The sequence below is a fragment of the Curtobacterium sp. MCPF17_050 genome (assembly GCF_003224435.2).
Lineage (GTDB): Bacteria > Actinomycetota > Actinomycetes > Actinomycetales > Microbacteriaceae > Curtobacterium.
Genome location: NZ_CP126250.1, coordinates 2,042,385 through 2,054,178, shown reverse-complemented (window position 1 = coordinate 2,054,178; position 11,794 = coordinate 2,042,385). Strand labels below are relative to the sequence as shown.

Genomic DNA, 11,794 nt, shown 5'->3' with positions numbered 1-11,794 from the left:
TCACACCCTGTGCCATACTTGTCGAGTTGTCGGAACGGCCCCATCGTACAGTGGCCTAGTACGCCGCCCTCTCACGGCGGTAACGCGGGTTCGAATCCCGCTGGGGTCACCACGAGTGACACACACCGAACCGACACATCGCCGCGGCCCCATCGTATAGCGGCCTAGTACGCTGCCCTCTCACGGCGGTAACGCGGGTTCGAATCCCGCTGGGGTCACCAGCACGAAGGCCCCCACCCGTCCGGGTGGGGGCCTTCGTCGTCCCGCCCGGCAGCGGGTGCAGCCGGGGTGCGAGTGGGCAGGAGACGACGGATGGACGGACGACCGGCGGGACGGCCGCCGCACCTGCGCGCCGGACTCATCGCGTTGGTCGCCCTCGGTGGAGCCCTCGGCACCGCGGTCCGGGCCGTGCTCGCCGCCGTGCTGCCGCCCGTCGACGGCATCAGCTGGACGATCCTCGCGATCAACGTCGCCGGGGCGTTCGGTCTCGGTCTGCTGCTCGAGCACCTCGCACTGTCCGGCCCCGACGTCGGACGTCGGCGGACCGTCCGGCTGTTCGTGGGGACCGGGGTGCTCGGTGGCTTCACGACCTACAGCACGCTGGCGGACGACACCGCTCGGCTCATCGACGTCGGGCGCTGGGGAGCCGGCGCCGGCGCCGCGCTGCTGACCGTGCTGCTCGGCCTCGCCGCGGTGGCCGCCGGGACCGCCCTCGCCGCGGGGCTCCGGCGGCGAGCCACGGCGTCGGCGGGGCCGGGGACGGGGCCGGCGCGGTGACGGCCGTGGGACTCCTGCTCGTCGCGGCGGGCGGCGGCGTCGGAGCCGCACTGCGGTTCGTCCTGGACGGACTTGTGAGGGCGGGGGTGCGGCGGTTCCCGCTCGGCACGATGCTCGTCAACGTCACCGGGTCGTTCGTCCTCGGACTCGTCACGGGGCTCGGTGGAGCCGGGACGATCGCCGTCCCGATGGTCGCCGTGCTCGGGACGGGCATGATGGGTGGGTACACGACGTTCTCGACGGCGAGCGTCGAGACCGTGCAGCTCCTCCGATCCGGCAAGACCCGGCTCGCCGTCCTCAACGGCCTCGGCATGCTCGTCGTCTCGGTCGGCGCTGCTGCGCTCGGCCTCTGGCTCGGAAGGAACTCATGACCTCGGAACGCCCCGGCGAACTCGTCCTCGTCCGTCACGGAGAGACGGAGTGGTCGAAGAGCGGGCAGCACACCGGCCGCACGGACATCCCCCTCACGGCGAACGGGGAGGCCCAGGCGGAGCGTGCCGCCCGGTACCTCGCCGACCGCGAGTTCGCGTTGGCACTGTCCAGCCCGCTGACACGTGCGCGCGAGACCGCCCGCATCATCGGCGTCGACCCGGAACTCGACGAGGACCTGTACGAGTGGGACTACGGCGCCTACGAGGGCCTCACGACGCCGCAGATCAAGGTGCAGCGGCACGGCCCGTGGGACCTGTGGACCGACGGGGTCCCGGCCGGTGACACCCCCGGCGAGAACGCTGCCGAGGTCCGGGTCCGCGTGGAACGGGTCATCAACCGGGCGCGGCCCGTCCTGGCCGAGGGACACGACGCGATCGTCGTCGCCCACGGCCACGTCCTCCGCGCCCTCGGTGCTGCCTGGATCCGGCTCGCCCCGCAGGACGGTGCCGTGCTCAAGCTCGGGACGGCGACGGTCAGCACCCTCGGCTACGAGCACGGCCGCCCGGTCATCGACGCCTGGAACATCGAGCCGCGCTGAGCACGGCCGACGGCGAGCAGCCGACCGGGGACAGCGGTCCGCGCTCAGCCGTCCGTGCCGAGGACCATCGCCATGCCGAGGCTCGGCGCCACGTCCTCGAACCCGAGTGACCGGTAGAGGCGCTGCCCGGGCGGGTCCCCGATGAGCGAGACGTAGGCGCCTTCCGGGGCCCGCTCGCGCACGTCCGCGACGAGCCACTCGACGACGGCCCGTCCGAGCCCACGACGCTGGTGCCCGGGGTCGGTGGCGATGTCGACGACGTGGAAGTACCACCCGCCGTCGCCGATGACCCGCCCCATCGAGACCGGTCTCCCGTCCTCGTCGACGACGTGACACGCCGACCACGCGCCGTCGATCGCCGGCGCGCCCTGCTCGGCCGTCACCGGTGTCAAGCCGGAGTCGCGTCGGAGGCGCAGGTAGTCCTCGAGCGGCGGTGCGGTGGGCAGCAGCGTGTAGGTCCCGGGCGTGGCGATGTCGTCCATGCGCCCATCGTGCCGCATGCGCCGGGCGTGCCGGACGTCCGGGCCTGCCCTGCGCCGCCCGGGAGGCCCGGTACGGGACCGTCGGGACGACCGCGGTCCGTCAGACGGTTCGGATGCTGCTGGTCGCGCCGAGCGGACGACCGCGCCGCCGTTCGACCGCGCGCCCGACGGCGAGGAGCACGAGGCTCACCAGGGCGCCGAGGAGCGTCTGGCCGATCCGGTCGAGTGCGAGGAGCGTCGGCGCTTCGGGCACGCTGAGCCACGAGACGGCGAGGGCGAGCGGGGTGAGGAACAGCAGGCAGACGGCGTAGTTCCGGGCGACGAAGACCTCGGCCCCGAACTGTCCGACGACCGCGATCGCGACGATCCACCAGGCCGAGGGCTCGAGCAGCAGGATCCCGACCGCGATCACCGTGCCGCCGACCGTGCCCACGACGCGCTGGACCGCGCGCGAGACGGTGTGCCGCTGCCGGAGCGCGGGCAGCGTCGACACGACGGCGATGACCGCCCAGTACGGGTGCCCGAGGCCGGGCAGCGCCTCGGCGAGGGCACCGGCACCGAGTGCGCCGACGACGTTGAGCGCGACCGTCTCCCAGAGGGCCGACGTCCGGAGGACCGCGAGGGAACGGTGCTTGCGGTCCGCGAGCGGGCGGAAGCGGTGCGGCACGTGCGGGTGCAGGACCAGCCGGAACGCGGCGCCGGACATCGCGACGAGCCATGCCCAGGCCACCGCGCAGAGGATGATCGTCGCCACGAGCGGCAGGTCGGACGGACGCACGGGCACGAGCGCGGACACCACGAAGGCGAACACCGGGAAGATCGGCTGTGCCGGGATCGCCCGGAGTGCCGTCAGCGTGCCGACCGCGCCGACGATGACGACGACGAGCCCGATTCCCTGCAGCCAGAGCGGTGCGCCGAGGAGGGCGACGGCGATGCCCGCCGCCATGCACACGACCTGCATCGCGCCGGCGACCCCGGTCGTCACGGCGCGCTGTCGGTAGGGCTCGGTCGCGCCGAAGATCGCCGTGAACCCGGCGAACACCGCGAAGGCCGCGTACTGCGGCAGGCCGAGCGCGATGAGGAGTGCCAGCGGTACCCCACCGGCGATCGCGGCGCGGGCCGCGCCCTCGAGGTTGGTGGTGCGGGTCGAGTGCGCGGGCGTCGTCATGTCCCCGCCATCCTCTCACCGCGACGGGTGTCGGGGACCGCGGGGCGGGCCTCCCGGGCGTCGTCGCAGTTGGTATACCAAGCTGCTACCATGCTCGGACGACGCCGTGACAGCGGAGTCGGAACGCGGATGAGGAGGCACGGGCATGGGCAGGACGCTCGCCGAGAAGGTGTGGGACGACCACGTCGTCGTCAAGGGTGAGGACGGCAACCCGGACCTCCTCTACATCGACCTCCACCTGGTGCACGAGGTGACGAGCCCGCAGGCCTTCGACGGCCTGCGGCAGGCCGGTCGTCCGGTGCGACGCCTGGACCTCACCATCGCCACCGAGGACCACAACACCCCGACGCTCGCCATCGACCGGCCGATCGCGGACCCGACCAGCCGCACGCAGATCGAGACGCTCCGCCGCAACTGCGAGGAGTTCGGCGTCCGCCTGCACTCGCTGGGCGACAAGGAACAGGGGATCGTGCACGTGGTCGGTCCGCAGCTCGGACTCACCATGCCCGGCATCACGGTCGTCTGCGGGGACTCGCACACCTCGACGCACGGGGCCTTCGGCGCCATGGCGTTCGGCATCGGCACGAGCGAGGTCGAGCACGTCCTCGCCACGCAGACGCTGCCGCTCAAGCCCTTCAAGACGATGGCGGTGACCGTCGAGGGCACGCTGCGCCCGGGCGTCACGGCGAAGGACATCATCCTGGCGGTCATCGCGCAGATCGGCACCGGCGGCGGACAGGGCTACGTGCTCGAGTACCGCGGCTCCGCGATCCGGGCGCTCTCCATGGAGGGCCGCATGACGATCTGCAACATGTCGATCGAGGCCGGTGCCCGTGCGGGCATGGTCGCCCCCGACCAGACCACGTACGACTACGTCCAGGGCCGCGACCACGCCCCGACGGGCGCCGACTGGGACGAGGCCGTCGCCTACTGGGACACCCTCGCGACCGACGACGACGCCGTGTTCGACGCCGAGGTCTTCATCGACGCGGACACCCTCGAGCCCTTCGTCACCTGGGGGACGAACCCCGGTCAGGGCGTCTCGCTGTCCGACTCCGTCCCGTCGCCGTCCGACTTCACCGACCCGAACGACCAGGCCGCGGCCTCCCGAGCCCTCGAGTACATGGACATCGCCGCCGGGACGCCGATGAAGGACATCGCCGTCGACGCGGTGTTCATGGGCTCATGCACCAACTCCCGCATCGAGGACCTGCGCGCCTTCGCGTCGGTCATCCGCGGGCGTCAGAAGGCGCCGGGCGTGCGGGTGATGGTCGTGCCGGGGTCCGCCCGGGTGCGCCTGGAGGCCGAGGCCGAGGGCCTGGACCAGGTGTTCACCGAGTTCGGTGCGGAGTGGCGCTTCGCCGGCTGCTCGATGTGCCTTGGCATGAACCCGGACCAGCTCGCGCCGGGGGAGCGCTGTGCCTCGACCTCGAACCGCAACTTCGAGGGGCGGCAGGGCAAGGGCGGCCGGACCCACCTGGTCTCGCCGCTCGTGGCCGCGGCGACCGCTGTCCGCGGAACGCTGTCGAGCCCGTGGGACCTGGAAGAGGACGACGCCCGCCTGGCCGTGCCGGCGACGGCTGGAGGGAACAACTGATGGAGAAGATCGGCACCGTCACCGGGATCGCGGCACCGCTGAAGCGGTCGAACGTCGACACCGACCAGATCATCCCCGCGGTCTACCTCAAGCGGGTCACGAAGACCGGGTTCGAGGACGCGCTGTTCTCCGGTTGGCGCCAGGACCCCGACTTCGTGCTCAACCAGCCCGCCTACCAGGGCGCGAAGGTCCTGGTCGCCGGCCCGGACTTCGGCACCGGGTCGTCCCGCGAGCACGCGGTGTGGGCGCTGCGCGACTTCGGGTTCCGCGTGGTCGTCTCACCCCGTTTCGCGGACATCTTCAAGGGCAACGCCGGCAAGCAGGGCCTGGTCACCGCGATGGTGTCCGAGCCCGAGATCGAGCGGATGTGGGCGGCGATCGAGGCCCAGCCCGGGATCGAGGCGACCGTCGACCTGGCGACACAGCGCGTGTCGATCGGCGACATGGACGTGGCTTTCGAGATCGACGCTTACACTCGTTGGCGGTTGATGGAAGGGCTCGACGACATCGGGCTCACCCTCCGTGACGAGACCTCGATCACGGAGTTCGAATCCCGCCGCTCCCGTTGGCGGCCGAAGACATTGCCGGTGAAGTAGTGAACTCTCTCGTACAGGACGCAGCAGCTGCAGGGGCGCGCGTCGGGTTGAAGTCGGACGAGATCGTCATCCGGGGCGGCAAACCGCTCGTGGGACGCATCGAGGTCCGCGGTGCGAAGAACCTGGCGACCAAGGCCATGGTCGCTGCGCTCCTCGGCGACACCCCGTCGATCCTCAAGGACGTCCCGGACATCTCCGACGTCAAGGTCGTGCGTGGCCTGCTCGAGGTGCACGGTGTCCGCGTGACGGACCCCGCCCGTGGCGAGCTCATCCTCGACCCCTCGCGCGTGGAGTCGGCGCACTTCGCCGAGATCGACGCACACGCCGGCTCGAGCCGGATCCCGATCCTGTTCTGCGGTCCGCTGCTGCACAAGCTCGGCGAGGCGTTCATCCCCGACCTCGGCGGCTGCCGCATCGGCGACCGCCCGATCGACTTCCACCTCGACGCGCTGCGCGCCATGGGTGCCGTCGTCGACAAGCAGGTCTCGGGCATCCACATCACGGCCCCGAACGGCCTCAAGGGCGCGAACATCGAGCTCCCCTACCCGAGCGTCGGCGCGACCGAGCAGGTCCTGCTCTCGTCCGTCCTCGCCGAGGGCACCACGGAGCTGCGGAACGCCGCGATCGAGCCCGAGATCATGGACCTCATCGCGATCCTGCAGAAGATGGGCGCGATCGTCACGGTCGAACCGAGCCGCACGATCTTCATCGAGGGCGTCAAGTCGCTCCGCGGGTACACGCACCGTGCGATCAACGACCGCAACGAGGCCGCGAGCTGGGCCTCCGCCGCGCTGGCGACCAACGGCGACATCTTCGTCGAGGGCGCCAAGCAGCAGGAGCTCATGACGTTCCTCAACGTCTTCCGGAAGGTCGGCGGCGGGTTCGACATCCAGGAGGACGGCATCCGGTTCTACCGCGAGCTGGACGTCCTCAAGCCCGTCGTCATCGAGACCGACGTGCACCCCGGGTTCATGACCGACTGGCAGCAGCCCCTCGTCGTCGCGCTCACGCAGGCCGAGGGCCAGAGCGTCGTGCACGAGACCGTCTACGAGAACCGCTTCGGCTTCACCGACGCGCTCAACGAGATGGGTGCCGACATCGTCGTGCACAAGGAGGGCCTGCCCGGCCACGACCGTCGCGTCGCCCGTCGTCCCTTCGAGCAGGCCGCGGTCATCACCGGCCCGACGAAGCTGCACGGTGCAAACGTCCGCGTCCCGGACCTCCGCGGCGGCTTCAGCCACCTCATCGCGGCGCTGACCGCGGAGGGCGAGTCGCACATCACGAACGTCGGCATCATCAGCCGCGGGTACGAGCACTTCATCCCGAAGCTCCGCAAGCTCGGCGCGGACTTCGACTTCGCCGGCTGACGTGGCGGAGCAGCACGACCACGGCGGCACCGGTGACGGTGCCGCCGTGGCACGACCGACGACCGGGCCCGACGCGTTGGAACTGCCGCAGGTGGGACACCCCGGAGAGGTCCGCACGGGCCTCCCGGTCCCCGGTCGGCGGTGGCGACGCGGCGAGCTGAACCGGGCCTTCCGGATCACCGGGTCCGTCGTGATCCCGACCATCCGGTTCGCCTCCGGCTACCGCTGGCACGGCCCGAACCGGTTGCCGGAGGAGGGGGCGTTCGTCCTCGCCCCGAACCACTACACGAACATCGACCCGCTCGTCGTCGGCACGACCGTGTGGCTGCACCGTCGGTCGCCGCGGTTCCTCGCGAAGGCGTCGCTGTTCCGCGTGCCGGTGTTCGGCAAGCTCATGAGCGGCATGGGGCAGATCCCCGTCGAGCGCAACGGCCGGACCCGCCTGAACGACCCGCTGAAGGGCGGCAAGGGACTCGTGTCGAACGGCGGCGCGGTCATCGTCTACCCCGAGGGCACGCTCACCCGTGACCCGGACCTGTGGCCGATGCGCGGCAAGACCGGGGCGGCGCGGATCGCCCTCGAGAACGACGTCCCGCTCATCCCGATGGCCCACTGGGGCACGCAGCGGATCATGGCGCGGTACGGCAAGAAGCTCCGCCTGTTCCCGCCGGCGAAGGTCGACATCGTCTACGGCGAGCCGCTCGACCTGTCGCGGTGGCGTGGGAAGCCGGTCGACCAGCAGGCCCTCACCGAGGTGACGGCGCTGCTCATGGAGCGCATCACCGCGCTGCTCGAGGGCCTCCGCGGTGAGCAGGCGCCCGCCGAGCGCTGGGACCCGACCGCGAACAAGCAGAAGGAGACCGGCAAGTTTGAGTGACGCAGCCGACCGGACCAGCGCGCCCGGCCTCCGCCCGCACGACGACCACCCGGACCCCTCCGTCGCAGCCCGCGGCGCCGTGGACACCGCCGCGATCCGCGTCGTCATGCAGTCGACCGACAAGCCACGGGTCGCCGTGATCGGTGCCGGCAGCTGGGGGACCACGTTCGCCAAGGTGCTCGCCGAGGGCGGGGCCGAGACCGTGCTCTGGGCTCGGCGTCCCGAGGTCGCGCGGGAGATCACCGAGACGAAGCGGAACTCGGAGTACCTGCCCGGCATCAACCTGCCGCGGACCCTCACCGCGTCGACGTCGCTGGCAGCGGTGCTGTCCGGTGCCGAGCAGGTCTACGTGTCGGTGCCGTCGCAGACGCTGCGCTCGAACCTCGCCGCCATCCGCGAACTCCTGCCCGCGGACGTGCCCGTCGTGAGCCTCATGAAGGGCGTGGAGAAGGCGACCGGCCTGCGGATGAGCGAGGTGCTCCTCGACGGCCTCGGCATCGACCAGGACCGCATCGCCGTCGCGAGCGGACCGAACCTGGCGCTCGAGATCGCCCGCCGGCAGCCCACCGCGGCCGTCGTGTCGTCGTCCAGTGCGGACACCGCGACCGCCGTGGCAGCCGTGGCGACGAACCCGTACTTCCGCTCCTTCATCAACACCGACGTGATCGGCACCGAGTTCGGTGGGGTCCTCAAGAACCTCATCGCGGTGGCAATCGGCATCGTCGACGGTGTCGGGTACGGCGAGAACACCAAGGCGTCGATCATCACCCGCGGCCTCGCCGAGATGACCGAGTTCGCGGTGTCGCTCGGCGCGCAGCCGTCGACGCTGTCCGGGCTGGCCGGCCTCGGCGACCTCATCGCCACCTGCCAGTCACCGCTGTCGCGCAACAACACCGCCGGGCGCCTGCTCGGGCAGGGGTACCGGTTCGACGAGGTCGTGCGGCAGATGAACCAGACCGCGGAGGGCCTGGCCTCGGTCGCGCCCATCCTCGAGCTGGCCCGGGCGAACGGCGTCGACATGCCCATCGTCGGACAGGTGGGCGAGGTCCTCGCCGGTAGGCTCGATCCGCGCAACATCGCGCCGCACCTCACGGAGACCGACGAGCCCCAGGGCGAGTGACCGGTCCCGGTACCCACCGCTTGGAGCGTCCATGAGCAGCACCGCGCCCGCATCCGAACCGACCGACGCCGAGCGCACGCCGAGCGGCACCGACGCGCGGACCACCGTCGCCGTGCTCTTCGGTGGCCGGTCGAGCGAGCACGAGATCAGCTGCGTGACCGCCGGCGGCATCATGGACGTCGTCGACCGCGACCGGTACGACCTGCTGCCGATCGGCATCACGAAGGACGGGGCGTTCACGCTCCAGGCGGACGACCCGTCGGTCTGGGCACTCCGGGGTCAGGAGCTCCCGACCGTGCCGGACAACGGCACCCGCGTCCGTTTCCCGCTCTCCGGCGACTCCCGCGGGTTCTCCGTCGAACTGCCGGACGGCTCGGTCGAGTCGCTCGGGGACGTCGACGTCGTCTTCCCGATCCTGCACGGACCCTTCGGCGAGGACGGCACCGTTCAGGGCCTGCTCGAGACCGCCGGCCTGCCCTACGTCGGCGACGGCGTCCTGGCGAGCGCCCTGGCCATGGACAAGCACGTCGCGAAGGCGGTCCTCGAGCACGCCGGGCTCCGGGTCGCCCCGTGGACGACGGTGCTCCGTCGGCAGTGGCAGGCCGAGCCGGTCGACGTCGCCGAGACCGTCGCCGCGCACGGCTTCCCGCTGTTCGTGAAGCCCGCACGCGCCGGGTCGAGCATGGGCGTCTCGCGCGTCGACGACCCCGCTCAGCTCGGTGCGGCGATGGACCTCGCCTTCGAGCACGACAGCAAGGTGATCGTCGAGCCGCGGGTCGTCGGCCGCGAGGTCGAGGTCGCCGTGCTCGAGGGTCGTGACGGCGTGCCGCGGACGAGCCTGCCCGGGGAGATCGTCGTCGCCGAGGACGGCTTCTACGACTTCGCCGCCAAGTACCTGGGCGGTGACGAGCAGCTGCTGTGCCCGGCCCCGCTCACCGAGGCGGAGACCGACGAGATCCGTTCCGTCGGAGCGCGTGCCTTCGAGGCGATCGGCGGCGCCGGGCTGGCCCGTGTGGACTGCTTCCTGACGGACGACGGCTTCGTCGTGAACGAGGTCAACACCATGCCGGGGTTCACCCCGTTCTCGATGTACCCGCGCTGCTGGGCGGCGTCGGGGCTGCCCTACCCGGAACTCGTCGCGGAGCTCATCGAGCTGGGACGCGCCGCGGTCCGCTGAGGACCGTACGGGTCAGTCGACGTCCTGCGGGTCGAGGCAGCGGTGGCCGTCCTCCGGCAGCCGTGACACGGCGTCACCGAGGTCCTGCAGGGCGTCGCTCGTCGCGCGGGAGGTGTCGATGACGACCTGGACCGCGGGGGACCGGCCGAACGTCGTGTAGACGACCTCCTTCCCCCGGTCGTCGCGGATCCAGTCCACGGAGCCCTGCGAGAAGCACGGCAGGTCGGAGACCGTCGGCACGGCGACACCGCAGTGGTAGAGCACGGCGGAGGGGGACCCCCACGCCGCCGTGGCCTGTGCGGAGGTGTCGCGGAGCGCCAGGGTGTCGTTGACGACCGCGGGCAGGCGGACCTGGGCATCGGCACACGCGGCCGCGTCCGCGGCGGGAGCGGGCTCCATGCGGACCGGGTTCGTGCAGCCGGACAGCCCGGCCAGGACGGCCGCCGCGGCGAGCACGGTGGCGATGATGCGGGGTCCTCGGCGCGCGGTGTCCATCGGCGTCCAGGCTACCGTTCTCGTGTGGACGCGACGCACGACGAGCACCAGCACGAGCACCGCACCGACGGTCCGGACGGCGTCGACGCCCGGGCGGCCGCCGGAGCGCAGCGCACGACCGTCGGAGCGCTCGGCGAACTCGCGGTGCTCGACCGGGTCACGCGACGCCTCCCCGCCGGGTCCCCGGTCCTCGGGCCCGGGGACGACTGCGCCGTCGTCGCCGCCCCAGACGGCCGCTTCGTCGTGACCACGGACATGATGGTGCACGGCCCGGACTTCCGGTGGGCGTGGTCCTCGCCCGAGGACGTCGGCTGGAAGGCCGCCGCCACGAACCTCTCCGACGTCGCCGCGATGGGCGCCGTGCCCTCCGGTCTCGTCGTCGCGATCGCGGCTCCGCCGGACACCCAGGTCGCGGTGCTGGAGGGCGTCGCGGACGGGTTCCGCCTCGCCGTCGACGCCCTCGCTCCGGGGTGCGGGGTGGTCGGCGGCGACCTGTCCACGTCGGCCACGTTCTCGCTGACCGTCACCGCGTTCGGGGACCTCGGAGGGCGGGACCCCGTCGTCCGATCCGGTGCCCGGGTCGGTGACGTCCTCGCTGTCTCCGGGGAGCTCGGCGCCGCCGCCCGCGGCCTGGCCCGGCTGTTCCGGGACGGCGTCGACGCCGCGGGGGAGCCCGACGTCGAGCGGGTCCGCGCGAGCGGGGCCGACACGGACCCCGACGTCGCCCGGCAGCGCCGCCCGGTCCCCCCGATCGCCGACGGTCCGCTGGCTGCCGTAGCCGGTGCGACGGCGATGCTCGACCTGTCCGACGGGCTCGCGATCGACGCAGGGCGCCTCGCCCGGGCGAGTGGCGTGACCCTGGAACTCGACCCGGCCGAGGCGTCGGCGCCCGACGGGGTGGTCGACGAGGTCGCGCTGCACGGCGGCGAGGACCACGGGCTGCTGGCGACCTTCCCGGTCGGGACGCGCCTGCCGGGCGGCTTCCGCCGGATCGGCGTGGTGCGCGAGCGCACGTCCCACGCGGGAGCGGACCACGCGGAGCGGCCCGTGGACCTGGTCCGTGGCGGGACGCCCGTCCCGACGACGGGGTGGGACCCGTACGCGGACTGGGACGGCGTCGCGGGCTGAACGCACAAGCGGACCCGCGACCGGAGCCGCACCTGGAACC

13 protein-coding genes and 2 tRNA genes are annotated in these 11,794 nt (G+C 72.2%); 12 read left to right on the top strand and 3 right to left on the bottom strand.

Annotated features, from left to right (window positions below; translation table 11 throughout):
• The first annotated feature begins 36 nt into the window (after window positions 1–36).
• The 5 genes from DEJ34_RS09725 (at window position 37) to DEJ34_RS09705 (ending at window position 1,747) form a co-directional block, all read left to right on the top strand.
• Window positions 37–112 (top strand) — tRNA-Glu (locus tag DEJ34_RS09725).
• A gap of 33 nt (window positions 113–145) precedes the next feature.
• Window positions 146–221 (top strand) — tRNA-Glu (locus tag DEJ34_RS09720).
• A gap of 91 nt (window positions 222–312) precedes the next feature.
• Window positions 313–777: a fluoride efflux transporter FluC gene (locus DEJ34_RS09715; RefSeq protein WP_110901504.1), complete on the top strand. Its 465-nt coding sequence runs from the start codon at window positions 313–315 to the stop codon at window positions 775–777.
• The gene (gene crcB / locus DEJ34_RS09710; RefSeq protein WP_110901503.1) at window positions 774–1,148 is read left to right on the top strand and encodes a fluoride efflux transporter CrcB; all 375 of its coding nucleotides are present in this window, start codon (window positions 774–776) and stop codon (window positions 1,146–1,148) included. Before DEJ34_RS09715 ends, crcB begins: the two co-directional genes overlap by 4 nt.
• Complete coding sequence (locus DEJ34_RS09705; RefSeq protein WP_110826124.1) at window positions 1,145–1,747, top strand: histidine phosphatase family protein; 603 nt, start codon at window positions 1,145–1,147, stop codon at window positions 1,745–1,747. The genes crcB and DEJ34_RS09705 overlap by 4 nt, the downstream gene beginning before the upstream one ends.
• Before the next feature lie 44 nt (window positions 1,748–1,791).
• On the opposite strand, the gene DEJ34_RS09700 is transcribed toward DEJ34_RS09705, so the two are convergent.
• Both DEJ34_RS09700 and DEJ34_RS09695 read right to left on the bottom strand, forming a co-directional pair.
• Window positions 1,792–2,229, bottom strand: a complete 438-nt coding sequence (locus DEJ34_RS09700) for a GNAT family N-acetyltransferase (protein WP_110901502.1) — start codon at window positions 2,227–2,229, stop codon at window positions 1,792–1,794.
• Window positions 2,230–2,329: 100 nt separating this feature from the next.
• Window positions 2,330–3,397: an FUSC family protein gene (locus DEJ34_RS09695; protein ID WP_110901501.1), complete on the bottom strand. Its 1,068-nt coding sequence runs from the start codon at window positions 3,395–3,397 to the stop codon at window positions 2,330–2,332.
• Window positions 3,398–3,542: 145 nt separating this feature from the next.
• On the opposite strand from DEJ34_RS09695, the gene leuC reads away from it, so the two are divergent.
• The 6 genes from leuC (at window position 3,543) to DEJ34_RS09665 (ending at window position 10,131) form a co-directional block, all read left to right on the top strand.
• On the top strand, window positions 3,543–4,994 hold the full coding sequence (leuC, locus tag DEJ34_RS09690; protein ID WP_110890945.1) for a 3-isopropylmalate dehydratase large subunit: 1,452 nt from the start codon (window positions 3,543–3,545) through the stop codon (window positions 4,992–4,994).
• On the top strand, window positions 4,994–5,590 hold the full coding sequence (gene leuD / locus DEJ34_RS09685; RefSeq protein WP_110826128.1) for a 3-isopropylmalate dehydratase small subunit: 597 nt from the start codon (window positions 4,994–4,996) through the stop codon (window positions 5,588–5,590). The genes leuC and leuD overlap by 1 nt, the downstream gene beginning before the upstream one ends.
• Window positions 5,590–6,957 (top strand): UDP-N-acetylglucosamine 1-carboxyvinyltransferase, encoded by a 1,368-nt coding sequence (gene murA, locus DEJ34_RS09680; protein WP_110826129.1) that lies wholly within the window; start codon window positions 5,590–5,592, stop codon window positions 6,955–6,957. The genes leuD and murA overlap by 1 nt, the downstream gene beginning before the upstream one ends.
• Before the next feature lie 46 nt (window positions 6,958–7,003).
• The gene (locus DEJ34_RS09675; protein ID WP_258367625.1) at window positions 7,004–7,834 is read left to right on the top strand and encodes a lysophospholipid acyltransferase family protein; all 831 of its coding nucleotides are present in this window, start codon (window positions 7,004–7,006) and stop codon (window positions 7,832–7,834) included.
• A gap of 106 nt (window positions 7,835–7,940) precedes the next feature.
• Window positions 7,941–8,954, top strand: coding sequence for an NAD(P)H-dependent glycerol-3-phosphate dehydrogenase (locus tag DEJ34_RS09670; protein WP_110826158.1), 1,014 nt, complete (start codon window positions 7,941–7,943; stop codon window positions 8,952–8,954).
• Window positions 8,955–8,985: 31 nt separating this feature from the next.
• Window positions 8,986–10,131 (top strand): D-alanine--D-alanine ligase family protein, encoded by a 1,146-nt coding sequence (locus tag DEJ34_RS09665; RefSeq protein WP_110890944.1) that lies wholly within the window; start codon window positions 8,986–8,988, stop codon window positions 10,129–10,131.
• Window positions 10,132–10,143: 12 nt separating this feature from the next.
• Here DEJ34_RS09665 and DEJ34_RS09660 read toward each other — a convergent pair whose 3' ends face one another.
• On the bottom strand, window positions 10,144–10,626 hold the full coding sequence (locus DEJ34_RS09660; protein WP_110901500.1) for a DUF3515 family protein: 483 nt from the start codon (window positions 10,624–10,626) through the stop codon (window positions 10,144–10,146).
• 24 nt (window positions 10,627–10,650) lie between these two features.
• Between DEJ34_RS09660 and thiL the strand changes: the two genes are divergently transcribed.
• Window positions 10,651–11,754, top strand: coding sequence for a thiamine-phosphate kinase (thiL, locus tag DEJ34_RS09655; RefSeq protein ID WP_375342321.1), 1,104 nt, complete (start codon window positions 10,651–10,653; stop codon window positions 11,752–11,754).
• Window positions 11,755–11,794 lie beyond the last annotated feature (40 nt).

What these genes read in the sequence shown, in the direction of transcription:
- DEJ34_RS09665 (WP_110890944.1), top strand. Translation starts at nt 8,986, where the DNA reads ATGAGCAGCACCGCGCCCGCATCCGAACCGACCGACGCCGAGCGCACG.
- DEJ34_RS09660 (WP_110901500.1), bottom strand. Translation starts at nt 10,626, where the DNA reads ATGGACACCGCGCGCCGAGGACCCCGCATCATCGCCACCGTGCTCGCC.
- DEJ34_RS09705 (WP_110826124.1), top strand. Translation starts at nt 1,145, where the DNA reads ATGACCTCGGAACGCCCCGGCGAACTCGTCCTCGTCCGTCACGGAGAG.
- DEJ34_RS09715 (WP_110901504.1), top strand. Translation starts at nt 313, where the DNA reads ATGGACGGACGACCGGCGGGACGGCCGCCGCACCTGCGCGCCGGACTC.
- leuC (WP_110890945.1), top strand. Translation starts at nt 3,543, where the DNA reads ATGGGCAGGACGCTCGCCGAGAAGGTGTGGGACGACCACGTCGTCGTC.
- DEJ34_RS09695 (WP_110901501.1), bottom strand. Translation starts at nt 3,397, where the DNA reads ATGACGACGCCCGCGCACTCGACCCGCACCACCAACCTCGAGGGCGCG.
- DEJ34_RS09670 (WP_110826158.1), top strand. Translation starts at nt 7,941, where the DNA reads ATGCAGTCGACCGACAAGCCACGGGTCGCCGTGATCGGTGCCGGCAGC.
- DEJ34_RS09700 (WP_110901502.1), bottom strand. Translation starts at nt 2,229, where the DNA reads ATGGACGACATCGCCACGCCCGGGACCTACACGCTGCTGCCCACCGCA.
- leuD (WP_110826128.1), top strand. Translation starts at nt 4,994, where the DNA reads ATGGAGAAGATCGGCACCGTCACCGGGATCGCGGCACCGCTGAAGCGG.